Here is a 23268-nt window from a genome sequence, read left to right on the forward strand (position 1 = left end):
GGGACGGGGACAAGGGCTGGGCAGCCGATGGTTGGGCTCGTCTCAGAGCTGGGCCGAGGGCCGGCACCAGGGGCGGGCGAAGCCGGGGGCGGGGTGGGAGTGCGGGTAACGGGGGTGAGGGCGTGTCAGGTCAGGTCTGCGAGGAGGGCGGTGGCGTCGTCGTGGGGTTTGCCTCGGGGGAGGGACGTGGAGGTCGGGCCGGCCGACTCGGCTGTGCGGACGCGAGAGATGAGGGAGTGGGGGCCTTCCTTCTGGGTGAGGGCGAAGAGGTCGGGCCAGGTGCCCAGGTGGAAGGTCTCGGTCCAGCGGGTGGCGCCGTCGGTGAGGGCGAGGAGGGTACGGACCTGGGCGCGTGGCGTCGAACCGGTGACCGCGTGTGCGGCGACGTCGGGGTCGGCCGCGGCGGTGTAGAAGCCGGTGCCGTCGGGCGCGTTGCGGAGCGCTTCCACAGCACGCACGTACGCGGCGCGAGCGGTGGCGCGGTCTTCCGGTTCCGTACTCGCGCGGACGCGATCACGCAGGGCGCGGACGTGCGGGGGAAGTTGGGAGAGCTTCCGGTCGAGGACGGTGTCGACCTCGCCGTGGGCGTTCTCGATGAGGAGCGCGGAGTCGGAGAGGACCAGGTGCTCCATGTGCAGCTCGTCCCACCGCGCGACGACAACGGTTGCCTGAGGGGTGCGCGGGTGAGAAAGATCACAGGTTTCGCGATGGGTGGCAGCGGTGCGCCGGATCGCGGAGGAGAGGCAGGTGGAGAGTGTCATGTCTTGACGTGATCCGGACAGCTCTAGAAGTGCTCCGCCGAGTCTGGCGACGAACCAGGGGACACCGTGCACACAGCCGTCGTCGCCCTGTGGAGGTGTCACGCCGTCGAGCACAACGAGCGCGCCGCCGAAACCGGAGGCAGGAACGGTCGCTGACGCGTAGTCCTCATTGGGACGTTGGGGATCACCAGGCTCGGTGGCCATCTCGATGCGCATGGGGAAAGTCTGCCGGAGTAGCAAGCACACACGGCGAGGTGACGCCGCCTCATGGAGAGTGGTCCGGACCTGACGGGGAATGTGGCGTGCCGCGGTGCGTCTCGGCGGGTGCCGCTGACCGGAATCGTGCACTCCGAAAATGTGCGGCGGGCATCCTGCCAGGAGGCCGAGCGGATTTCCAACCCATGCCCAGGCCCTGGACGGAGGGCGCCCCAGGCCGAGTTGTTCACCAACTCCGGAGTGATGTTCACTCCTTCGGGTGGCCCGGCAGGGGATTCACACCCGTCCCACAAGCGCGCTGCGATGGTCGGTCGTCGAGATGGGGGGCACCTCCCGGCAAGAGCCGGGCGGAGGAAGGCCGAAGGAGTTCCGGAGGCAGTCGGGGTCAATCTCTTGCCACACACGTTGGACTGTGCCAACCCGGGCCCTCCGGGACAGGCGGGACGAGATTGCGAGCACGGGTGCGGAAGAAGCAACTTCGGAAACCGGATGTTCTCCAGGCCACGGCGCCCCCCACCGACGCCGCTGCCCCCACCGCCCCCTCAACGGGCGGCACCAGTACGGAAGAGCCGACGGCAACCGAGGCGCCGAGGCACGCCACCGGGCGCGGCAGCAGCCCGGACGTGCCCGGTGACACCGGTCGCCTCGGCGGTACTCGTGATTCCGGAGGCCCTGGCGGTACCCGTGATCCCGAGGGTCCCGGCGGTACTCGTGATCCCGGGGGGCTCGGCGTTCTTGGCGGTTCCGGCGGTCCTGAAGGCCCCGGTGGCGCTGACGGTGGCGGCGTTCCCGACGGTGCCCGTAGCGCTGACCGCCCAAGTGGCACCGGTAGTTCGGTCGGCCGTGGGCCGGGCGTTGCTGCCAAGGAAGTGGGCGGGACAGCCGAGTCCGCCGGTGGGTCGAGTGGGTCGGCCGAGCCCGGGAGCGGGACGGTTGGCTCAGCCGGTTCCGTCGTGCCTGGCAGTCCGGTTGGCATCGGCGGGCGCACCAGCCTTGGTGGGTCCGGCAGTTCCAGTGGCTCCAGCGGCTCCGTCAGCCCTGTCAGCTCCGCCGGTCCGGCCAGTTCTGCTGGGCCCCTCGGTACCTCCGGCAGCCTCTTCGCTGCTGACGGTTCCGGCAGTTCCGATGCCTCCTTCAGCCCTGGCGGCCCCTTCAGCTCTGGCGGTCCCGCCAAGCCTGTTGACTCTGTTGGTTCTGCCGGCTCCGTCGGCCCTGGCGGTCCCGCTGGTCCTGTTGGCTCTGACGACTCCACCGAGCCCGCAGGGGCCGCCGAGCCCGCAGGGTCCGCAGGGTCCGCAGAGCCCACTGTTCCGGAGGAGGCTCCCGTCAGTCCTGGTGGGCCTGGCAGTCCCGAGGTTCCTGTCGAAGGGGGCGGAGAGGGAGGCGGGGGCGGACAGGGTGTTCCGGGGAGGCCCCGTAAGAAGGCGCGGGTGCGTAACAGGCTGCTCGCCTCGGTTGTTCTGTGCGCCGTTGCCGTGTTGGCTGCGGGGGCGCCCACCGTGGCCGCCGCATCGCGGGATGCGACGGACGCGCAGGAACTGGTTGACCTCGCCGGCCTCAACCGGCAGGCGATCGCGCTCTCCCACTCCCTCGCGGACGAGCGTGACGGCATGGTCGAGTACATCGCGGCGGGTCGCACCAGCCGGGGCGGCGCGGGGGTCAGCGAGTCCCAACGCGCCCGGGTTGACCGGCAGATCCGCGAGATCAGGGCCGCCTCCCCGCCCTCGTACGTCACCAAAGCACTCAAGCGGATGCCCAAGACGCGGCAGCGGGCGATAACGGGACGGGGCAACGCGCTCGACGCCTACACCGCCTACACACGTGTCATCGAAGACCTGCGCGGTGTGACGCAGAGCGTCGTCAGAGATCTTCCGGCGCGCGCGCAGGACGCCACGGCCGGTGCACTGCCCGACCTCGCGCGCGCGATCGACCAGGCATCGGCCACCCGCGGGCTGCTGCGCGGTGCCATGGCGGGCAAGGGCGCGCAGCGCGAACTGACCACGCAGGCCCAGCAGGCGCGCGTAAGGGAGCGGAGCGCGCTCGCGGACTTCGACGAGATGGCGGGCGCCAAGGCCCGTGACAGCTACAGCACGACCGTGAACGGTACGGACGTCAATGTCGCGGAGCGCTACCTCGACAAGCTGACGTCCCGTCCCTACCTCACGACGTCGGCGCGCACCGTGGACAGGGGCCGGCTCGATGCCGCCGTGTCCGCGCGGATCGCGCACATGCGCGGGGTGCAGTCGTCGTTCGCGGTCGCGGAGATCAAGCGGCTGGAGGGGCTGCGCGACGACGATGTGACGGCGCTGCAGATCCGTGCCGCGCTGCTCGGCGTGTGCTTGTTGCTCGCTGTCGGCATCAGCGTGACGACGGCACGTTCGCTGGCCCGTCCGCTGTCCGTGCTCAAGCGCGGTTCGCAGCGGCTGGCCGAGGACCCCGGGCAGGCTGAGCCGATCACGTTCAACGGCAGGAACGACGAGTTCGCCGACGTCGTACGCGCCCTGAACGCGCTGCGCGCCACTGCGGCCGACCTTCGGCGGCGGGCCGCCTGCGCGGAGAGCGAGCAGGACGAACTGGCGGTCAGCAAGGCTGAGTTGACCGAGCGCCACACGCTGCTGCAGGACGACTTCCTCGCGCTCCGGGACGAGCTGGAGGCCGCCAGGGAGGAAATGACCGCCACCGCGGGTGCCACCCATGGAACGTTCGTCCACCTGGCGCTGCGCAGCCTCGGGCTGGTCGAACGTCAGCTCGCCGTCCTTGAGGGCCTGGAGGAGAAGGAGACCGATCCCGACCAGCTGGCGACCCTCTTCAAGCTCGACCACCTCGCGACACGTATGCGGCGGCACGGCGAGAACCTGCTGCTGCTGGCGGGGTCCGAGCAGTCCGGCGGCCACCAGCAGAGCCCGGCACCGCTGCTGGACGTGCTGCGCGCGGCCGTCAGCGAGATAGAGCGCTACGAGCGCGTCGAACTGGGTTCGCTGCCGCCGCACATCCAGGTCAGTGGGTTCGCGGCGGACGACCTCAGCCACCTGGTCGCCGAACTGCTCGACAATGCCGCCTCGTTCTCACCTCCCGAGTCCGAGGTGAGGCTGTCCGGCTGGATGCTGGAGAACGGCGAGGTCATGCTCTCCGTTCAGGACGACGGCATCGGTGTAAGCGACAACCAGCTCATCGCGCTCAACACGCGACTGGGCGAGCCCGAGGCGCTGCACCCACCGTTCGCCGCCGACGGCAGCACGCCCGTGCATGACGAAGCAACCGACGGGCTGGGCATGGGCCTCTACGTGGTTGCCAGGCTCGCCGCACGCCATGGGCTGCGCGTACAGCTGCGCAAGCAGAAGCAGGGTGGTACGGCTGCGGTCGTCATCGTCCCGCGCAAACTGCTCCCCGACCGCCCCGCACCGGCCGCCTCCGCTCCGGCCGGCGCGACGGGCCGGGCCGACGGGACGGAGCTTCCGGGCTCCGTCGCCGAGGCCAATTCCAACGCGTTGCCTGTACGCAGGAAGTCCCGTGTGACGGAGCCGGAGGAGGTCACCGGGACGGAGGCAGCCCTTGGGACGGAGGGCACCTCTGAGGCGGAGGACACCTCGGAGGCCCAGGTTGCCTTTGGGGCGGAGAAGGGGTCCGGTGCCGCCGATGTCGCCGGGGCCCTTGGAATCGCCGAAGCCGCCGAAGCCGCCGAAGCCGCCGGAGTCGCCGGAGTCGCCGGAGTCGCCGAGGCTGGAGAGGAGGGCATCGAGCCCTCTGAGGCTGTTGGGGCACGCGGTGGGGTTGACGGAGGTGACGGCGCTGACTCCGGCGAGACCACCGTGTCCGTCGAGGTTCCGCAGCTCGATGCCGCGTCGGAGACTGCTGCCTGCGATGCGGACGACTCCGAGGAAGGGGACGACTCCGCCGAGTCCGAGGTCCCCGAGTCCGAGGTCCCCGGAGCCGGGGCCCCGAGGACCGGTCGTGCTACCGAGCCCGAGGCCGCGGAGCCCGATCAGGGTGACGAGCCGGCGGACGAGCATGGCAGGGCCGATGATCAGGCCCCGGCGCACAGTTCAGATGCGGGCGGTGTGGAGGTCACACAGCGCTCGCAGGACACACGCGACACACGTGACGCACAGGCCACGCAAGATGACCAGGCCACCCACGGCACGGGCAGTACGACCGGCCCGGGCGCCACAGATGCCATAGGTGCCACAGGTGCCGTAGGTGCCATAAGCCCCGCAAAGGCCACAGATGGCGCACGTGACGCGCAGGGCTCGGAGCGCGGGAGCGTGGATGCCGAGGTCACCGTCAAAGGGCTGCCCAAGCGCACGCCCAGGATCGCCGCGCGCGAGACGGCGCCACCGCGTGCCCGCAAAGGGGGAGCCAACGCCGATGAGCTGCGACGCAGGCTCGGAGGGTTCCAGCAGGGCGCACGGGAAGGGCTGCGTGACGCAGAAGCGCAGGTTGCCGCTGAAGAGGGTGTAGAGGAACAAGCGGGGGCGCAGGTTGACGGTGGTACTGCCGAGGAGGCACGCAAGTGAACGCGCCCGCCACGCGCACTACCAGCAGCACTGAAGCGCGTAATCTGCGCTGGCTGCTGGACAATCTGGTCGACGAGGTACCGGGAGTCCGGTCCGTCGCCGTCGTCTCGTCCGACGGGCTGCTTCTGCTGTCCTCCGACCCCTCGTTGGGTGCGGAGCACGGCCAGGAGGGCTTCGGAGAGAGGAAGAGCGAGGGCGGCGGTGCCCCGGCGAAAGCCGGTGGCGACGAAGGTCCGAGGCCGAAGGCACCGACGCGCAGACCCGGCGGGTCGACGGGCCCCGGAGCGCCGACGGGCCCCACCGGACCAGGGGGAGCGAGCGGACCGACGGGGCCAAGCGGACCGATGGGGCCAACGGGGGTGAGTGGCCAGGAGGGTACGGGAGAGTCGACCGGGCCCAAAGGGTCGAGCGCCGACCTGGCCACCATCGTCTCCGGCGTCGGCTCGCTGACGCTCGGGGCCGCGAAGCTCATGGACGGCGGCAAGGTGAAGCAGACCATGGTCGCGATGGACGAGGGGGCGCTCTTCGTCATGACCATCGGCGACGGTTCGCTGCTCGGCGTCCACGCCACACCGGACTGCGACATGAACGTCATCGGCTATCACATGGCGCTCTTCGTCGGCCGCGCCGGTCACGTCCTCACCCCCGAACTCCGCAGCGAACTGCGTGAGTCCATGGAGCTGGAGAAGTGAGACAGCAGTGAACTCCCTACCCCCTTTGCCGATACGCGGAGCCGAGCCCGGCAAAGCGAAACGGGTCCGCCCCTACGCCCTCACCGGCGGACGTACGCAGTACGGGCACGTGCTGCTCGTGGAGACGTTCGTCGCCGCGATAGAGGCCCCCGAAGAGCTGCACGAACTGACCTCCGGCGGGCTGCGGGACCGGATCATGCCCGAGATGCGGGCCATCGTGGAGCTGTGCCGCAGGATGCGGTCGGTCGCCGAGATCTCCGCGCTGCTGCGCATGCCGCTGGGCGTGGTACGCGTACTGCTCAGCGACCTCGCCGACCAGGGAAAGATTCGGGTCTACGGCACCGGGCACGGCGCCGACAGGCCGGACCGCGCGCTGCTGGAAAGGGTGCTTGGTGGACTTCGCAGACTCTGAGGCGATCAGGGGGCCCGTGCCGGAGTGGCAGACGGATCTCAGCCGCGCGCCCATATCCACGAAGATCGTGGTGGCGGGAGGTTTCGGAGTGGGCAAGACGACGTTCGTCGGTGCCGTCTCGGAGATCGAGCCGCTCAAGACCGAGGCTCTGATGACGCAGGCGAGCGAGGGCACGGACGACCTCGCCTCGACTCCCGAGAAGACCACGACCACGGTCGCACTCGACTTCGGGCGCATCACCCTGGAGTCCGACCTCGTGCTGTATCTGTTCGGTACCCCGGGCCAGCAGCGCTTCTGGTTCATGTGGGACGACCTCGTGCGCGGCGCGATCGGCGCCGTGGTGATGGCCGACACCCGGCGTCTTGAGGACTGTTTCCCGGCGCTGGACTATTTCGAGAGCTGCGGACTGCCGTACATCGTCGCGGTCAACCACTTCGAGGGTACGCACGCGTACGACACCGAGGATGTGCGGGAGGCCCTGTCGGTACCGGCGCACTCACCCGTTGTGATCATGGATGCGCGGGAGCGGAGCACGGTGATCGAGTCGCTCCTCTCCCTCTGCGCGCACGCGCTCGACGCGACGACGGTCTGAGAGCCGCGCGCCGGCAGCGGGCGCGCGCTCGCGCACGTACGTCCGAACGGAAGAAGAGAGAACCGCCATGCGGAAGATACTCATAGTGGGAGCCGGTCAGGCCGGTCTCCAACTCGCGCTGGGCCTCCAGTCGCACGGCTACGACGTCACCGTGATGTCCAACCGCACGGCGGACGAGATCCGTGGCGGTCGGGTCATGTCGACCCAGTGCATGTTCCACACCGCGCTCCAGCACGAGCGCGACACCGAGATCAACTTCTGGGAGAGCCAGGCTCCCAGGATCCAGGGCCTGGGTGTCTCCGTCGCGGCGCCCGACAGTTCCCGGGCGGTCAACTGGCTCGGCCACCTCGACGGCTACGCGCAATCCGTCGACCAGCGCGTCAAGATGGCCGGCTGGATGGAGACCTTCGCGCAGCGCGGCGGACAGCTCGTCATCCACGGCGCCGCCGTCTCCGACCTCGACTTCTTCGCACGCCGCTACGACCTCGTACTGGTCGCGGCCGGCAAGGGCGAGCTGGGGTCCATGTTCGAGCGGGACCCCGCGCGCTCGCCGCACGAGACCCCGCAGCGCGCGCTGGCCGTCGCCTACGTCCACGGCATGGGCCCGCGTCCCGAACACCCCGAGACCGAGGCCGTACGGTGCAACCTCGTGCCCGGTGTCGGCGAACTCTTCGTGATGCCGACGTTCACCACCAGTGGCCGGGCCGACATCCTCTTCTGGGAGGGCATCCCCGGCGGGCCCCTCGACGCGTTCCAAGGCGTCAAGGACCCGCAGGAACACCTGGCCACGTCGCTGGAGCTGCTGGAGAGGTATCTGCCCTGGGAGTACGCGCGTGCCACCCAGGTCGAGCTGACCGACGCGGGCGGTACGCTCGCCGGCCGTTACGCACCCACCGTGCGCAAGCCTGTCGGGCGGCTGCCCGGGGGCGGTGCGGTTCTCGGTGTGGCCGATGTCGTGGTCGCCAACGACCCGATCACCGGGCAGGGTTCGAACTCCGCGTCCAAGTGCGCCGCGACATATCTCGCCGCGATACTGGAGCGCGGCGACGAGCCGTTCGACGAGGAGTGGATGCAGGGCGCTTTCGCCCGTTACTGGGCCACGGCACAGCACGTGACGAAGTGGACCAACGCGATGCTGGCTCCGCCGCCGGAGCATGTCCTCCAGCTCTTGGGTGCCGGCAACGAGCTGCAGGCCGTCGCCGACCGGTTCGCGAACGGGTTCGACGATCCCTCGGACTTCGAGGAGTGGTTCTTCGAGCCGGAGAAGGCAGCCGCGTATCTGGAGCGGGTCAGCGGCTGACCCCTTACGGCCTGGTCACGCCCCCTCCCTCCCCCCTCTCCCACGGCCCTTCCCCTTCACTCCTCGGACTCCCCCAGGGAGTTGAGGCGGTGGAGGAGGCGGGCGAGTTCGGCGATCTCGTTGCGGTCCCAGGCGGCGAGCTTGCGCGCGTAGCGCAGCCGGCGGGCGTCGCGGACGCGGGTGAAGCGGGCGCGGCCCTCTTCGGTGAGGCGGAGGAGGGAGGCCCGGCGGTCTCCGGGGTCAGGCGCGCGGTCCACGAGCCCGAGCGTGACGAGGACGTGGAGCTGGCGGCTGATCGTCGCCTTGCCCACTCCGAAGTACGCGGCGAGGTCCGTGGCCCGCTGCGGGCCCGCGTCCTCCAGGCGTACGAGCAATCCGTAGGCGGCGGGCTCCAGTTCGGGATGCACCTCACGGGCCATCTCGCCCGACGAGGCGCGGGCCCGGCGCAGGAAGACCGCCAATTCGCGCTCCACGTCGAGACACTCGGGCCCGAAGGGCTCCTCCGGTTCCGTCGCAGTCTTGTGCACGTCAGCCGCCCTCTCGGCGTTCTCCAGGAAGAAAGTTTCTGCCAGCGACCGCGATAGTCGCAGCTCGGCACAGTATTTCGCAGGAATAGACCAACGGCGTACGGCGGGTCGTCTTCCACCTGGCAGGTCTACGCGCGTACCTTTCAAATATGGCATGTGCACACCAGTACATGTCGTGCGTTCTGCTTCTCCTCCCCCCGCCAACCGAGGTCTCCCGGAGGCAGCGATGCCCAGTTACAGATCCGGTCCCACCCGCCGCAGACGCGGACTCGCGACACTCATCGGAACGTTCGTCTCAGCACTCGCCGTCCTCCTCGCCCTCCCCGGCGCGGCGACGGCGGCACCCCCCGGCCCCGGCACGGCGCCCGCACAGCAGTCCCCCAGCGAGGCCCCGCTGAAACCGGGCGAGGCGTGGATGGGCGCCGGAGTCCAGCAGCACGAAGGCGACGACACGAGCGGCAAGCCGCCAGGAGAACGCGCGCGGCTCGCCGCGACCGTCGAGGGCGTCGACGTCAGCAGCCACCAGGGGAACGTCAACTGGAAGGGCCTGTGGGACAGCGGCGTGCGCTGGGCGTACGTCAAGGCCACGGAAGGCACCAGCTACAAGAACCCGTACTTCGCGCAGCAGTACAACGGTTCGTACAACATCGGCATGATCCGCGGCGCTTACCACTTCGCGACCCCCAACTCATCGAGCGGCGCCACACAGGCCAACTACTTCGCGAGCAACGGCGGTGGCTGGAGCAAGGACGGCAAGACGCTGCCGGGTGTCCTGGACATCGAGTACAACCCGTACGGCGCGACCTGTTACGGGCTGAGCCAGAGCGCGATGGTGAACTGGATCAAGGACTTCACCAGCACGTACAAGGCCCGTACCGGCCGCGACGCGGTCATCTACACCACCACCAACTGGTGGACACAGTGCACGGGCAACAGCAGCAGCTTCGGTAACACCAACCCCCTCTGGATCGCCCGCTATGCCTCCTCCCCGGGCACGCTCCCGGCGGGCTGGGGCTTCTACACCTTCTGGCAGTACACCTCCAGCGGCCCGATCGTCGGAGACCACAACGTCTTCAACGGGGCGATGGACCGGCTGAGGGCCCTCGCGAACGGCTGAACCAGCCACCACCCCCGGCCGGGGGCGTGGGGGTCGCCCCCCACACGACAACAGCAACGGGGCGATGGACCGGCCGAAAACCCCCGCCACCGGCTGAACCGACCAGGTAACAACAAGCGGCCCCCGCCCATTGCAGGCGGGGGCCGCTCTTACCGGTGCGCGTCCGTCACGCCGCGACCGGTGTTTCGCGGGCCGGGGTGCGGGCGGGCGTCAGGGCCAGTTCCAGTACCTGGCGTACGTCGGAGACGGGGTGGACGTCGAGTCCGTCCAGCACCTCCTCGGGTACCTCGTCCAGGTCCGGCTCGTTCCGCTTCGGGATGACGACGGTCGTCACCCCGGCGCGGTGAGCGGCCAGCAGCTTCTGCTTGACGCCGCCGATGGGCAGCACCCGGCCGGTCAGGGAGACCTCGCCGGTCATCGCCACGTCGGGCCGTACCTGGCGCCCGCTGAGCAGCGAGGCCAGGGCCGTCGTCATGGTGACACCGGCGCTCGGTCCGTCCTTGGGTACCGCGCCGGCGGGAACGTGCAGGTGGATACCGCGTTCCTTCAGGTCGCCGACGGGCAGCTCCAGTTCGGCTCCGCGCGAGCGCAGGTAGGAGAGCGCGATGTGCGCCGACTCCTTCATCACGTCGCCGAGCTGGCCCGTGAGGGTCAGTCCCGAGGCGCCCGTTTCCGGGTCGGCGAGGGACGCCTCGACGAAGAGGACGTCTCCGCCGGCTCCGGTGACGGCCAGCCCCGTCGCCACGCCGGGCACCGAGGTGCGGCGCTCTGCCGGGTCCTGCGCGGACTCGGGGGTGTGGTGCGGGCGGCCGATGAGCGTACGCAGTTCCCCGGTGCCGACGGTGTACGGCAGCTCCAGCTTGCCGAGCTGCTGCTGCGCCGCGACCTTGCGGAGCACCCGCTGCACGGAGCGCTCCAGGCTGCGGACGCCCGCCTCCCGGGTGTATTCGGCGGCGAGCTTGCGCAGCGCCTCCTCCTCGAAGGTGACCTCGCCGGTCTCCAGGCCCGCGCGCTCCAGCTGGCGGGGCAGCAGGTGGTCACGGGCGATGGTGACCTTCTCGTGCTCGGTGTACCCGTCGAGCTGGACGACCTCCATGCGGTCCAGCAGGGGCTGCGGAATGGCTTCGATGACGTTGGCCGTCGCGAGGAACACCACGTCGGACAGGTCGAGTTCGACCTCCAGGTAGTGATCACGGAACGTGTGGTTCTGGGCCGGGTCGAGGACCTCCAGCAGCGCAGCCGCGGGGTCGCCCCTGAAGTCGGAGCCGACCTTGTCGACCTCGTCCAGCAGGACGACCGGGTTCATCGAACCGGCCTCCTTGATGGCGCGTACGACGCGTCCCGGCATCGCGCCGACGTACGTACGCCGGTGGCCGCGGATCTCCGCCTCGTCGCGTACGCCGCCGAGTGCGACGCGGACGAACTTGCGGCCCATGGCGCGTGCGACGGACTCGCCCAGCGAGGTCTTGCCGACGCCGGGAGGGCCGACGAGGGCGAGCACCGCTCCCCCGCGCCGTCCGCCGACGACGCCGAGTCCCCGCTCGTCACGGCGCTTGCGGACCGCGAGGTACTCGGTGATGCGCTCCTTGACGTCCTGAAGTCCGGCGTGGTCCTCGTCCAGGACGGTCTGCGCGCCCGTGATGTCGTACGCGTCCTCGGTGCGCTCGTTCCAGGGCAGCTCCAGCACGGTGTCGAGCCAGGTGCGGATCCAGCTGACCTCGGGCGACTGGTCGCTGGAGCGCTCCAGCTTGTCGACCTCCTTGAGGGCCGCCTTGCGGACCTCCTCGGGCAGGTCGGCGGCCTCGACGCGGGCGCGGTAGTCCTCGCCCTCGTCCTCGGGGTCACCGTTCAGCTCGGCCAGTTCCTTGCGTACGGCCTCCATCTGGCGGCGCAGCAGGAATTCGCGCTGCTGCTTGTCGACGCCCTCCTGGACGTCCTTGGCGATGGACTCGGCAACGTCCTGCTCGGCGAGGTGCTCGCGCAGCGCGGCGGTCGCGGCCTTGAGGCGCTCGACGGGGTCGATGGTCTCCAGGAGGGCCAGCTTCTGTTCCGCGCTGAGGAACGGTGAGTACCCGGCGTTGTCCGCGAGCTGGGACACGTCCTCGATCTGCTGCACCCTGTCGACGACCTGCCATGCTCCGCGCTTGCGGAGCCAGTCCGTGCTGAGTGCCTTGTACTCCTTCATCAGCTCGGTGACCGCGCCCGCCTTGGGGTCTCCCCGGCCGGAGGCTGAGGAAGGGTCGGGCACGGTCTCGGACACCTCACTGCCCTCGACCCACAGGGCAGCGCCGGGTCCCGTGGTTCCCGCACCGATACGGATGCGGCGAAGGCCGCGGATCAGGGCGCCGGGGTCGCCGTCGGCGAGCCGTCCGACCTGCTCCACGCGGCCGAGCACACCGATGCCGGCGTATTGGCCGTCCACCCGCGGCACCAGCAGCACATGGGGCTTCTCGCCCTCGGACGCCGCCGCCTTCGCCGCTTCGACTGCGGCCCGCACCTCGCTCTCGGACAGGTCGAGAGGCACCACCATCCCGGGCAGCACGATCTCGTCGTCGAGCGGCAGCACAGGCAGGGTGAGCGGTGTGGGGTCCGTAAGCTGAGCCGACTCAGCAGCCATGATCTCTCCCTCGGCAGGCAAGTTGAGTAATACCCACTCAATGCTTGTGACGCCAAGGATGTTCCCCTGCGCCCCTGTGTTGCTGTTCGCCGTGAGCGATCACGACCGTGACGGAAATGTCCGCAGGTCGAAGCGTCACTTCGCAGGGGATCTCGCGGAGTGAAGAGCTACCTCGCCGCACGGGGCGTGTGGGTCGCCGCGGTCGGGAGGCTGCTGCCCGGCGACCGCGGCGGTTGCCGGGGTACCGATTAACCTCTTCGGATGCGTGTACTGATCACAGGGGCAACTGGTTATGTCGGGCAAGCCGTTGCGGTTGCTCTGGCCGGGGCGGGACATGAGGTCCATGCCCTCACGCGGGATCCGGGCTCGGACAGGGCGAGGGCGCTGGAGGACTTCGGCGTCCGGCCGCTGCGCGGGCGTCTCGCGGACCGTGCCGAGCTCAGCGGGATGCTCGCCGGTGCGGACGCCGTTGTCCATACCGCCTTCGACCCGCACGACCCCGTCGGCGCCGATCGCGCTCTGTTCGGTGCTCTCGCCGACGTAGGTGGCCGGCGGCATCTCGTCTATACGACGGGCTGCTCGGTCTACGGTGAGCACGCCCATGCGGTGCTGACGCCTCGGACCCCCGTCGACGGCGGCAACCTCCGTGCTCGTCTGGAAGCCGAGCTGCGGAGTGCCGGGCTGCCGCACACCGTGCTGCGCCCCGGGATGGTGCACGGCGGTGACGCGCGCAGTTCGATCGTCGGGGACTGGTTCCGCGAGGCCCGGTCCTCCGGTCCTGTGCACCGGGGACGGCGGGACAAGGTGTGGTCCTGGATTCACGTCGAGGACCTGGCGCGTGCGTACACGGCGGTGCTGCGTGCGCCCGAGGAACATGACGGGCGCGCCTACCTGCTGGCCGACGCGCGTCCCGTGGCCCCGCTGGCTGTCGTCGAAGCCGCCGCCCGGGCGGCCGGCAGAACCGACGCTCTGGCCTTCGCCCCGGTTGAGGACGAGAAGCCGGTGTACCGGGTGTTCGACCGTGACGAGGTCATCGACTCCTCCGCTGCCCGGGACGCGTTGGGGTGGACCCCGCAGGAGAGCGATGTCCTGGCAGCACTGCCTGCATCGTTCAGGCAGTGGTCGGCCGCCAGGACCTGAGCGGTGCCTGAGCGGGGCCTGACGAGGAACGGAAGCCGGCGCCGCGGCGTTCAGCTGCGCGGGACAGCGCTCACGGTCACGGGCCACGGGCCACGGGCCACGGGCCACGGGCCACGGAGTACAAGTCACGGGCCTGCGCTGGTCGTTCCCGTCAGCGGGACCGGTGGGGGCCAGAGCCGACGGGGGCCAGAGCCGGCGGAGGCCGGAACCGGCGCGCGGGGCCAGAGCCGGCCGCCGGGCTGCGGCTACGGCCCCGCCCGTTTCAGCGCGCGAACCTCCGCGTCGCCACCGTCAGGGTCAGCGCCGCGAGTGCCGCGACTAGGCCGACCTCCAGCGCGACGGGCGGGGTCCAGCCCCACCAGTCGGGGCTGAGGGCTCCGCCGAAGCTGCTGCGTTCGCCGGGCAGCGTGCGCCGTATCGCGTCGACCGCGTAGGTGAGGGGGTTGACCATGACGGCGCCGCCGAGCCAGCCCGGCAGACCGCTCGGTGGGAAGACGGCGCCGGAGAGGAACAGCAGGGGCATCATCGACATGCTGATCGCGACCTGGAAGGTCTGCGGCTTGCGCACGTACACCGCTGCCAGGGCCCCGAAGGCCGTGAACGCGAAGGCGATCAGCCCCAGTTCCAGGAGCACCAGCAGGAGCTTCGGGTGGAAGGGCACTCCGACCACCGGCCCGGTCAGCAGGACGAGCAGCCCGTAGAAGGCACCGGTCGCGCCGCCGCCCAGGCAGATGCCGGAGAGGATCGCGCCGCGCCGTACCGGGGCGACCAGCATCTGGCGCAGGAACCCGGACTGGCGGTCCCAGACGATGGAGGCGCCGACGGTGATCGCCGGTGCCTGGAGCGCCATCATCAGGACGCCCGGGAAGAGGAAGAGCCGGAACTGTTCCATGCCGCTCGACGCCGACTCCAGCCCCGAGCCGAGGACGAGGAGGAACATCAGCGGGGCCAGCAGGCCCATGACGACCTGGAGGCGGTTGCGCCCGACCCTGATCATCTCGCGGTGCCAGAGCAGCCGGACCGTGCGCAGGTCGCCGATGAGCCGCCCGCGCGGCTCGGGTTCCGGTCGTGTGCCCGCCACGGTGGGTGTGGACGGCGCGCGGGGTGCTGTGCTCGTCGTGGGCGTGGTTCCGGTGTGTGCCATGGTCACCGCCTCTCCAGCGCGGCCAGCGCTCCGGGGCCGTCGTCGGCGTCGCGGATGGTGCGGCCCGTTGAGTGCAGGAAGACGTCGTCGAGCGTCGGCGGCGTGACGGTCACCGCGTGGACGGGAACGGAGATCTCCGCGCACAGCCGGGGTACGAACGCCGCGCCGTCGGCGACGCGCAGCCGTACGCCGTCGGTGCCGGTCTCGGCCTCGGTGCCGAAGCGTTCGCGCACGGTGCGCGCCGCCTCCGCGTCGTCGCCCGTACGCAGCACGACCAGGTCGGACCCGATCACGGCCTTCAGCTCGGCGGGCGTTCCCTCGGTGGCGAGTTCGCCCTCGTCCATGATCGCGATGCGGTCGCAGTTCTCGGCCTCTTCGAGGTGGTGCGTGGTCAGGAAGATCGTGATCTCCTGTTCTTCGCGCAGCCGGTGCAGGTGCTCCCAGATGGCGGCCCTGGTCTGCGGGTCGAGCCCGGTGGTCGGCTCGTCGAGAAAGAGGACGCGCGGGGTGTGCAGCAGTCCTTTGGCGATCTCCAGTCGGCGCTTCATGCCGCCGGAGTAGGTGTGTACGGGTGAGTCCTTGCGGTCCGTCAGATCGACGAGGCCGAGCAGTGCGGCGATGGCGGAACGTGCCTCCCGCCGGGGCACTCCGAACAGTTCGGCCTGGAAACGCATGTTCTCCTGGGCCGTCAACTCCCCGTCCAGTGACGGTTCCTGGAAGACGAGGCCGATGCGGCGGCGCACCGCGTGCGGGTCGCGCGTCACGTCGTACCCGGCGACCCTGGCCTCGCCGAGTGTGGGGCGTACGAGGGTGGCGAGCATGCCGATGGTGGTGCTCTTGCCCGCGCCGTTGGGTCCGAGGAAGCCGAAGATCTCGCCCGCGGCCACGTCCAGGTCCAGCCCTGTGACGGCGGCCCGCTGTCCGAAGAGCTTGCTGAGGCCCCGTGTCTCCACGACGGTCGTGCCGCTCACGTGCGGCTCCCGGTCCCGTGCGGCCCGCTCCTGGCGGCGCCCCGCGCGCTCTCCCCGGCGCCCCAGGACCGGCCGGTGCGCCCGGTGCGGGACCGCCCGGTGCGCCCGGTGCCGTGCCGCGCGCTCGCGGTGCGGCGCCGTACGAGCCCCGTACCGCGCCGTACAAGTCCGGTACCGCGCCCGAGGATCCCCGTCTCTGGCCGCGAGGGTCCCGGGCCGCGCCGCACGCTCAGGATCGTATGGAACGTGGCCATCCCGGCGCCCTCGCCCACGGGCACCCCGTCGACCTCGACCCACGCGTGGCCGCCGAACGGTTCGGTGCGCACGCCCACGCACCAGTCGGGCCACACCGACCCCATACGGCACAGCAGGGCGGTGGCGACCGAACGCTGGAGGCAGCCTTTGCCGTTGCAGCGCGAGCTGACCGTGACCACCGACTGCCGGGCCTCGTGCACGTACTGCTCGCTGGGCGCACCCGCGCCGACGGCCACCACGCGCAGCACCTGGCGCAGCCTGCGGGGCGGCAGCACGATGAGCAGCCGGGCGCAGGCAGCGGCGAGGCGTGCCGTGAGATGGCGGCGCCAACGCAGCCGGATACGAGTCTCACCCGTGACGGGAAGGCTCATGAGCGCACCGCCAGCTTCGCGTCGAGCAGACCGCGCATCAGGACGTGTACGTCGGCGAGTGCCCGTTCGGCGGCGGCGGGGTGGCGCTCGGTCAGCTTGGCCGCTGCCTCCTCGGGGCTGTGGCCCTCCAGGAGCAGCGCGAGCGTGGCGCGGCCTGTGGCGTTGAGCTTGAAGTAGCGGCCCCTGCGCTCGTCGAGGAGTACGGCTCCGTCCTCGACGTCCGCCAGGGACACATCGCGGGTCAGGGCGAGGGTCATCGGGTGCCTCCTGCCGGAAGAGGAGAGGGTGCCGGCGCGGCCGGTGCGGGGACGCCGGGTGAACGCAGCCAGTTCTCGCAGGCCAGCGTGGCTTCGAAGGGCGCGACCTGCTGTGTCTCAGGACCGAGGTGCAGCAGCGCCGAGCGCAGTGCCTCGGCGTCGACGAGGCCCAGTCTGGCCAGGTGCAGGTCGTCGCACAGCTCCAGCAGCCGCCTGCGGTTGCGGCGCAGCCCCGCGTACATCTCGGCGCCGTACTCGCCCTTGCTCACCCGTGCGAGCGAGGCGTCGGGTACCACGCCGCGCAGCGCGGCCGTCAGCAGCGGTTTGAAGCGCAGCCGCCCCATACGGTCGTCGACCCGCGCCGACAGGGCCGCCTCCAGCACCCGGTCGTCGAGGTACGGGGCCTCGAAGCCGACCCCGAAGGGTGTCATCGCGTGGCTGAGTTGCCGGATGCCCTGGCCGCTGCGTGCGGCGGTCTCGACGACGAAGTGCTGGAGCCACGCCGTGTGATGGCGTACGCGCGGCTGGAGCGCGGCGGACTCGCGCACCAGGCGGGCCGCCGTGCTCACGGCCCGGGGCGTCGCCCAGGGCGCGATGTGCGAGTCGCCCCGCCACTCCAGCGGCATCCGCGACTCGCGGGCGTGCGGCAGGGTGATGCGCGCCGCCGAGGCCGCCAGCCACTGTGCGGGCGTCGCCCTGTCGCACAGGGCACGCACCGTGGGGCGTACCGCCCAGTGGTTCATGACCCGTATGCGGTGGAGCGCGGGGAGGCCGGTGAACGGGTGGGCACGCGCCAGCCACCACGGGTAGATGGGGGTGGCGCCGAACAGGTCGTCGCCGCCGACCCCCGCGAGGTGCGCCGTGGCGCCCTCATCGCGCGCCGCGCGGGCCAGCAGTTCGGAGTTGGCGCGGTTCCTGCCCAGTTGGAGCGGACCCTCCACATCCAGGGGTACGGCCGCCGTGCCGGCCTCTCCGGCCGAGGCGTCGAACCACGTAGGGCTGTCCTCCAGCGGCAGGAAGCGGTGGTGGGCGTCTGGCAGTGCAGCGGCGGCGAGGCGGGCCCACTCCGTGTCGTCGTTGCCCACGTCCCGTGACTTCCAGTGGTGGGTGATCAGTTGAGCGCCCGCGGCGTGCGCGAGGAAGCACAGCCCTGTGGAGTCCAGGCCGCCGGACAGGTCGGCGCTGACCGGCCGCCCGGGGCGCAGCCGGGCGGCGACCGCCTCGTGCAGTGCCGAGGCCGTCGCCTCGACCGCCTGGGCGAGCGGCAGTGCGGGTGGCGGGGGCGTCCACCAGGAGACGGCTCTGCTGCCGCCCTCCCTTCCCAGCTCCAGCCAGTGCCGCGCCGGGAGGAGGTGGATGCCCGACCATATGGAGCGCTGGGTGAGCGGCGCGGGAAGGGTGCCCAGCAGGTGCAGCGCGAGGACGTCCTCGTCGATCCGGGCTCCGAGCAGTTCCAGGAGCGGCGCCGGCGACCCCGCTGCGACCGTGACCCCGCCGGTACGCGCGAGGTAGACCTGCCGCGCGGTCGACACGGCGCCCTGGACCCGGCTCCGGCCGTCGATGCAGGCGATCAGATGGTGGGAGCCGGGCAGCGTACGGGCGATCCCGTCCAGGTCCTCCAGCACACGTGCCCGCGCGAGCGCCTTCTCGGCGGCGTGCGGGTCGGGTCTGCCGTGCCCGATGACGGCGAGCTGCCGCGAGCGCCCCGCGCTCACCAGGCACGCGTCCTCCTCGGCCCAGTGCCCCACCAGCCAGGGTCTGCCCGAGGCGTGCGGGACGACGTGGACACCGGGCGCCCCGGTGGCCTCGCGCACGAGCGCCTCGGCCGCTGGGGTGTCCGGGAGAGCCAGAAACGCCATGTCTTCTCCTTGTGCCTTGTGCGGGTTCGTCGGCCGGGAGCGGGGGCCTTCGCGGGCGCGGGCCGTTGGCGGGCGCGCGGGGGCCGATTGCGGGCGCGCGTCGGCGGGCCCCGGAAGTGGAGGTTCCGGGCCCGGAAATGACGGTTTCCGGGCCCGGGAAGCGCGGAGCGGTGGAGGGAGCACGCCTGTCGGGCTCCCTCCACCGCGCCTCAGCGCGTCGGACGCGCTTCAGTCGGTCAGCAGCCCACCCATGCCTGGCCGTTGAACCAGTCCTTGCAGGGGCGGGAGCCGCCGAGCATCGTCAGCTCCTGGAAGTCGCCGACCTCGTCGAGGGTCGGGGGCTCGTAGACGTCGTCGAACGTGGCCATGTGCCACCATCCTTCACTTGAATACGAGGGCTGCGAGCTGTGCCCGCAGCCTCCTGGGCACAACGAAACGTAGGTCGCCCGCTGTCCCGGAAACCTGGGTCCCCAGTCCCGTCCCGGTCCTCAGCTCCCGTACGCACAGGCCAGGCCCCCGGGCCGGCGGCTCCCTCGCCCGCCCGGCATCAGATCTCGCGGCGGCGCAGCATCACGTAGCCGCCCGCGACGGCGGCGACGGTCCAGGCCACCATGACCCACAGGCCCTCCCAGGCGCCCAGCTTGTCGTCCCAGGGCACCAGGCGCATGATCTGGCGTCCGGCCTCGTCGGGGAGGTACTTGGCGACGGTCTTGACCTTGGAGACGTTCGTGAGGACCTCGGAGAGGATGAAGAACAGGGGGATGAGGACGCCCAGGGACAGGGTGCTGCTGCGGAGCATCGCGGCGACGCCCATGGAGAACAGGCACAGCAGCGTCAGGTAGACGCAGGCGCCCAGCGTCGCGCGGAGGACTCCGGGGTCGCCGAGGCTCGCGTTGTGCTCGGGCCCGATGCCCGCCTGCGAAACGAAGAAGGCGGCGTACGTGGTGACGACGGCGACCACGAGGGACAGCAGGGTGCCGGCGAGGAGCTGGCTCGCGTAGAAGAGCCCGCGCCGGGGGACGGCGGTCAGCGAGGCACGGATGGTGCCGGTGCTGTACTCGGCGCCGACCACGAGCACGGCGAAGGCGACCATGCCCAGCTCGCCGAACGTGAGGCCGTTGAGCCCCGAGTAGACCGGGTCCCAGGTGCTGCGGCCCTTGGCGTCCATGTCGCCGTACGCGTCGCGCAGAACGATGCCGTAGACAGCGGCGATGCCCACGGTGAGGACGAAGGCCGTCAGCAGGGTCCATAGCGTGGAGGGCAAGGTGCGGATCTTCGTCCACTCGGCGGCGAGCGCGCCACCGCGCCGCCGTACCCCGCGCTCGGCCGTACCCGTTTCCGCCGTCACCTGTCGCCCCGTTCCGTACGGACGTCCGCCGGGTCCCGGTCGGGGCCGGGGGGAGCGGCTTCGGCCTGGTCCGGGACCCGTGCGGTCCCGCGGTGGTCGACGTACTCGCCGGTGAGGCCCATGAACGCCTCCTCCAGCGAGGCGGCCCGCCTGCTGAGTTCATGGACGGTGATCCCGGCGCGCGAGGCGACCTCGCCCACGAAGGAGACCTCCGTGCCGTCGGCCTCCAGCGTCCCGTCCTCACCGGTACTGACGCGCAGTCCTGCCCGCGTCAACGCCTCGCGCATCCGGTCGGGTTCGGGCGTACGGACGCGGACGCGGGAGCGCGAGTGCTGGGCGATGAAGTCGTTCATGGGCGTGTCCGCGAGGAGCCTGCCCTTGCCGATGACGACGAGATGGTCGGCCGTCAGCGCCATCTCGCTCATGAGGTGGCTGGAGACGAGGACGGTACGGCCCTCGGCGGCCAGGTCCTTCATCAGGTTCCTGATCCACAGGATGCCCTCGGGGTCCAGGCCGTTGACGGGCTCGTCCAGGAGCAGCAGCGGCGGGTCGCCGAGCAGCGCCGCCGCGATGCCGAGGCGCTGGTTCATGCCGAGCGAGAAGCCCTGCGGCATCTTGCGCGCCACGTCCTCCAGGCCGACCATGCCGAGGACCTCGCGGACGCGGGTGCGCGGAATCCTGTTGCTGCGGGCGAGCCACAGCAGGTGGCTGCGGGCACGCCGGCGGCCGTGCGCCGCCGAACCCTCCAGGAGCGCCCCGACCTGCCGCAGCGGCTCGCGCAGCTGTGCGTAGGGCCGGCCGTGCACGAGGGCCGTGCCCGAGGTGGGGCGGCCGAGGCCCAGCGCCATGCGCATGGTGGTCGTCTTCCCGGCTCCGTTGGGCCCGAGGAAGCCCGTCACGCGGCCCGGGGAGACCGTGAAGGACAGGTCGTCGACGGCTATCCTGTCCCCGTAACGCTTCGTCAGTTCTCTCAGCTCGATCACCCCTCCACGCTGCCGCGCCGGGGGTGGCCGGCGCATCGGCCCCATGTCGCGATGACGGCGTCGGCCCACGGGTGCACGGCGGGCCCGTACGGGGCCCTGTGTCACACCGTGGACCGATGTCCTCCGGTCCGAGGCACGGCACAGCGGGGCTGTGCGCTCCGGTTGCGCGTGCCCGGCCGGGGGCGGGTGTCCCCGGCCGGAGGGCTTGTGTGTGTCCCCGGCCGGGGCGGGTGCGTTCAGGTACCGAGTCCCGCGTCGCGGGCGCGTACGACGGCCGCGGCGCGGTCCTTGACCTGGAGCTTCGCGAAGACGTGCGAGATGTGGTTGCGTACCGTCTTCTCGGACAGCACCAGCTCGCGCGCGATGCCGCGGTTGCTGCGACCGCGCGCCAGCAGGCCGAGGATCTCCCGCTCCCTGTCGGTGAGTTGGGGGAAGGCCGCGCGGTTGGGCAGCTCGTGCACGGACGAGAAGTACGCGCCCAGCCGGACCGCGATGGACGGGCTGAACACTCCGCCGCCGTGCGCCACGGTGCGCACGGCGCGTATCAGCTCCTCGCGGGACGCCTCCTTTCCCACGTATCCGTGCGCGCCCGCGCGCAGCGCGGCCACCACCACGTCGTCCTCGGACGACATGGACACCACGAGCACGCGGGGCGGACTGGTGCCGGTGTCCCTGTGGTGCCGCGCGCCGTCGCCCGTGAGGATCGCGCGGATCGCCTCGGTGCCCAGCATGCCGGGCAGTTGGATGTCCATGAGGACGAGGTCGGCGCTCTGCCCGGGACTGCACAGCCAGGCGACGGCGTCCTCGCCGCTGGCCGCCTCGCCCGCCACCTCCAGCCCCTCGCAGCTCTCCAGCGCCAGCCGTACGCCCGCCCGGTAGATGGGATGGTCGTCGACCAGGAGTATCGAAACGGTCATCCGGTCAGTCCCCCTCGTCCCCCCTCGTGCTGCTCCTCCCCTCTCAGGCGCCGCGCGGAAAGACGGCGCTGACCTCGGTACCTCTCCTGTCCTCTCGCGGTAGGGCGACGCAGGAGCCACCCGCTTCGGCGGCCCGTCTGGCCATCGAGCGCAGTCCCGTACCGCCTCCCGGCGCGGGCTGCGGAGGCAGCCCGACGCCGTCGTCGCTGACGGTCAGGCGCACGTGCTGTGCATCCTGGACCAGCAGCACCTCGATGCGGTGGGCGTGTGCGTGACGCAGCGCGTTGGCCAGTGCCTCGGTCGCGATCCGGTAGGCGACCGTCTGGACCGGCGGGGACAGGTCGAGGGGCCCGTCGGGCGCCTCAAGGGTGAGCCGGGGCCCGGCGGCGTGCAGTTCCTTGACCTTCAGCTCCAGCGCGTCGACAAGACCCGAACCCGCGAGCCCCGAAGGGGGCTCGTCGGCGATGACGCGGCGCATCTCACCGACCGCGCGTGCCGCCTCGGCCGCCGCGTCGGTGATGATCCGGTGCAGCCCCGGCTGGCCGGGTCTGCCGGGGGACTCCGGCTGGTCGGGCAGGAGCGAGGCGGCCGTGTCCAGCCGCAGCCGGATGGCGACGAGCGCCGGCCCGAGGTCGTCGTGCAGATCCCGTTTGAGGCGGTGGCGTTCCTCCTCACGAACGAGTTCCTCCCGCAGGGCCGTCTCCCTCGCGACCACGCGCCGTCGGCGTTCGGAACGGAGTGCGTCCACCGGCGCGACCCCCGCGCGCCCGGTGCGTGAGACCGGCAGGAGCATGCCGACGAGCAGGCAGAGGCTCACGATGCTGATGAGCGGAACGGCGGCCGAGGCGCAGAGGATGGCGCCGTACCACAGAAGTGTCGCGCCCTTACCGGGCGCCAGGCGGCCCAGCCGTCTTCGGCGGTCCGCGAGCAGTACGTAGAGCGGCAGCGCGAGGGCCGCGGGAAGGAGCGCGAGCGGCAGCCGCAGCACCTCCAGGCTGAGGCTCTCCCCCAGTACACCGCCCGGCAGTTGGGCCGCCGACATGTGTACGCCAGGAAACAGCGCGTAGGCGACATAGAGCGTGCCGGCCGCCGTGAGCAGCTCCCGCCAAGAGGGACGGCGCAGCCGGACGGCGGTGTGCCCTGGTAGGTCAGCCAGGGGCACATTCAGCGGAAGCATGCCGCCTACTGGTGGGGATTCGTTCCCACCTAACCTATTCGAATCGGTCACTGAACGCTTGTGAAAGTTCTCCCACAAACTCCCCATGGGATCAGGCT

General features: G+C 71.1%; 18 protein-coding genes and 3 pseudogenes. 8 read left to right on the plus strand and 13 right to left on the minus strand.

Annotated elements, in window-relative coordinates; genetic code table 11:
- Positions 1-125: 125 nt before the first annotated feature.
- On the minus strand, positions 126-977 hold the full coding sequence (locus NMN56_RS25375; protein ID WP_274040626.1) for a protein phosphatase 2C domain-containing protein: 852 nt from the start codon (positions 975-977) through the stop codon (positions 126-128).
- Positions 978-1162: 185 nt separating this feature from the next.
- Between NMN56_RS25375 and NMN56_RS43310 the strand changes: the two are divergent.
- From NMN56_RS43310 to NMN56_RS25400, 6 genes and pseudogenes are all read left to right on the plus strand, one after another.
- A pseudogene (locus NMN56_RS43310) lies at positions 1163-4342 on the plus strand (nitrate- and nitrite sensing domain-containing protein); the annotation flags it as partial.
- Between the two features lie 1145 nt (positions 4343-5487).
- Positions 5488-5634, plus strand: a pseudogene (locus NMN56_RS43055) (roadblock/LC7 domain-containing protein); the annotation flags it as partial.
- Positions 5635-5871: 237 nt separating this feature from the next.
- Positions 5872-6183, plus strand: a pseudogene (locus NMN56_RS43060) (roadblock/LC7 domain-containing protein); the annotation flags it as partial.
- Between the two features lie 7 nt (positions 6184-6190).
- Positions 6191-6595, plus strand: coding sequence for a DUF742 domain-containing protein (locus tag NMN56_RS25390; RefSeq protein ID WP_274040629.1), 405 nt, complete (start codon positions 6191-6193; stop codon positions 6593-6595).
- Entirely contained in the window at positions 6576-7187 is a 612-nt protein-coding gene (locus tag NMN56_RS25395) for a GTP-binding protein (RefSeq protein WP_430542700.1), read from the plus strand. The genes NMN56_RS25390 and NMN56_RS25395 overlap by 20 nt, the downstream gene beginning before the upstream one ends.
- 67 nt (positions 7188-7254) lie before the next feature.
- A complete protein-coding gene (locus NMN56_RS25400; protein WP_274040631.1) occupies positions 7255-8487 on the plus strand; it encodes a styrene monooxygenase/indole monooxygenase family protein in 1233 nt (410 codons plus the stop codon).
- 56 nt (positions 8488-8543) lie between these two features.
- Here NMN56_RS25400 and NMN56_RS25405 read toward each other — a convergent pair whose 3' ends face one another.
- Positions 8544-9014: a MarR family winged helix-turn-helix transcriptional regulator gene (locus NMN56_RS25405; protein ID WP_274040632.1), complete on the minus strand. Its 471-nt coding sequence runs from the start codon at positions 9012-9014 to the stop codon at positions 8544-8546.
- A 226-nt stretch (positions 9015-9240) separates the two neighbouring features.
- On the opposite strand from NMN56_RS25405, the gene NMN56_RS25410 reads away from it, so the two are divergent.
- A complete protein-coding gene (locus NMN56_RS25410) occupies positions 9241-10131 on the plus strand; it encodes a lysozyme (protein ID WP_274040633.1) in 891 nt (296 codons plus the stop codon).
- A gap of 166 nt (positions 10132-10297) precedes the next feature.
- On the opposite strand, the gene lon is transcribed toward NMN56_RS25410, so the two are convergent.
- Positions 10298-12748: an endopeptidase La gene (gene lon / locus NMN56_RS25415; protein ID WP_274040634.1), complete on the minus strand. Its 2451-nt coding sequence runs from the start codon at positions 12746-12748 to the stop codon at positions 10298-10300.
- 261 nt (positions 12749-13009) lie between these two features.
- Here lon and NMN56_RS25420 point away from each other — a divergent pair, with 261 nt between their 5' ends.
- The gene (locus NMN56_RS25420; RefSeq protein WP_274040635.1) at positions 13010-13888 is read left to right on the plus strand and encodes an NAD-dependent epimerase/dehydratase family protein; all 879 of its coding nucleotides are present in this window, start codon (positions 13010-13012) and stop codon (positions 13886-13888) included.
- A gap of 262 nt (positions 13889-14150) precedes the next feature.
- Here NMN56_RS25420 and NMN56_RS25425 read toward each other — a convergent pair whose 3' ends face one another.
- The 10 genes from NMN56_RS25425 to NMN56_RS25470 form a co-directional block, all read right to left on the minus strand.
- On the minus strand, positions 14151-15032 hold the full coding sequence (locus tag NMN56_RS25425; RefSeq protein WP_274040636.1) for an ABC transporter permease: 882 nt from the start codon (positions 15030-15032) through the stop codon (positions 14151-14153).
- A 2-nt stretch (positions 15033-15034) separates the two neighbouring features.
- Complete coding sequence (locus NMN56_RS25430) at positions 15035-16003, minus strand: ATP-binding cassette domain-containing protein (RefSeq protein WP_274040637.1); 969 nt, start codon at positions 16001-16003, stop codon at positions 15035-15037.
- The gene (locus NMN56_RS25435; RefSeq protein ID WP_274040638.1) at positions 16000-16629 is read right to left on the minus strand and encodes a lasso peptide biosynthesis B2 protein; all 630 of its coding nucleotides are present in this window, start codon (positions 16627-16629) and stop codon (positions 16000-16002) included. The genes NMN56_RS25430 and NMN56_RS25435 overlap by 4 nt, the downstream gene beginning before the upstream one ends.
- The gene (locus NMN56_RS25440; RefSeq protein ID WP_274040639.1) at positions 16626-16886 is read right to left on the minus strand and encodes a lasso peptide biosynthesis PqqD family chaperone; all 261 of its coding nucleotides are present in this window, start codon (positions 16884-16886) and stop codon (positions 16626-16628) included. Before NMN56_RS25440 ends, NMN56_RS25435 begins: the two co-directional genes overlap by 4 nt.
- Complete coding sequence (locus NMN56_RS25445; RefSeq protein WP_274040640.1) at positions 16883-18745, minus strand: asparagine synthase-related protein; 1863 nt, start codon at positions 18743-18745, stop codon at positions 16883-16885. Before NMN56_RS25445 ends, NMN56_RS25440 begins: the two co-directional genes overlap by 4 nt.
- Before the next feature lie 236 nt (positions 18746-18981).
- The gene (locus NMN56_RS25450) at positions 18982-19113 is read right to left on the minus strand and encodes a lasso RiPP family leader peptide-containing protein (RefSeq protein ID WP_274040641.1); all 132 of its coding nucleotides are present in this window, start codon (positions 19111-19113) and stop codon (positions 18982-18984) included.
- Between the two features lie 179 nt (positions 19114-19292).
- Complete coding sequence (locus tag NMN56_RS25455; protein WP_274040642.1) at positions 19293-20093, minus strand: ABC transporter permease subunit; 801 nt, start codon at positions 20091-20093, stop codon at positions 19293-19295.
- Entirely contained in the window at positions 20090-21076 is a 987-nt protein-coding gene (locus NMN56_RS25460; protein WP_274040643.1) for an ATP-binding cassette domain-containing protein, read from the minus strand. Before NMN56_RS25460 ends, NMN56_RS25455 begins: the two co-directional genes overlap by 4 nt.
- Before the next feature lie 236 nt (positions 21077-21312).
- Positions 21313-21993 carry a response regulator gene (locus NMN56_RS25465; RefSeq protein WP_274040644.1) on the minus strand — a complete coding sequence of 227 codons (681 nt, stop codon included), beginning with the start codon at positions 21991-21993 and terminating at the stop codon, positions 21313-21315.
- 43 nt (positions 21994-22036) lie between these two features.
- Positions 22037-23170, minus strand: coding sequence for a sensor histidine kinase (locus NMN56_RS25470; RefSeq protein WP_274040646.1), 1134 nt, complete (start codon positions 23168-23170; stop codon positions 22037-22039).
- Positions 23171-23268 lie beyond the last annotated feature (98 nt).

The organism is Streptomyces iconiensis, assembly GCF_028657195.3.
Lineage (GTDB): Bacteria > Actinomycetota > Actinomycetes > Streptomycetales > Streptomycetaceae > Streptomyces > Streptomyces iconiensis.

Bases quoted from the DNA above. Each gene is read 5' to 3' on its own strand.
- NMN56_RS25375 (WP_274040626.1), bottom strand. From the start codon at position 977: ATGCGCATCGAGATGGCCACCGAGCCTGGTGATCCCCAACGTCCCAAT.
- NMN56_RS25400 (WP_274040631.1), top strand. From the start codon at position 7,255: ATGCGGAAGATACTCATAGTGGGAGCCGGTCAGGCCGGTCTCCAACTC.
- NMN56_RS25410 (WP_274040633.1), top strand. From the start codon at position 9,241: ATGCCCAGTTACAGATCCGGTCCCACCCGCCGCAGACGCGGACTCGCG.
- lon (WP_274040634.1), bottom strand. From the start codon at position 12,748: ATGGCTGCTGAGTCGGCTCAGCTTACGGACCCCACACCGCTCACCCTG.
- NMN56_RS25420 (WP_274040635.1), top strand. From the start codon at position 13,010: ATGCGTGTACTGATCACAGGGGCAACTGGTTATGTCGGGCAAGCCGTT.
- NMN56_RS25425 (WP_274040636.1), bottom strand. From the start codon at position 15,032: ATGGCACACACCGGAACCACGCCCACGACGAGCACAGCACCCCGCGCG.
- NMN56_RS25435 (WP_274040638.1), bottom strand. From the start codon at position 16,629: ATGAGCCTTCCCGTCACGGGTGAGACTCGTATCCGGCTGCGTTGGCGC.
- NMN56_RS25440 (WP_274040639.1), bottom strand. From the start codon at position 16,886: ATGACCCTCGCCCTGACCCGCGATGTGTCCCTGGCGGACGTCGAGGAC.
- NMN56_RS25445 (WP_274040640.1), bottom strand. From the start codon at position 18,745: ATGGCGTTTCTGGCTCTCCCGGACACCCCAGCGGCCGAGGCGCTCGTG.
- NMN56_RS25450 (WP_274040641.1), bottom strand. From the start codon at position 19,113: ATGGCCACGTTCGACGACGTCTACGAGCCCCCGACCCTCGACGAGGTC.
- NMN56_RS25465 (WP_274040644.1), bottom strand. From the start codon at position 21,993: ATGACCGTTTCGATACTCCTGGTCGACGACCATCCCATCTACCGGGCG.
- NMN56_RS25470 (WP_274040646.1), bottom strand. From the start codon at position 23,170: ATGCTTCCGCTGAATGTGCCCCTGGCTGACCTACCAGGGCACACCGCC.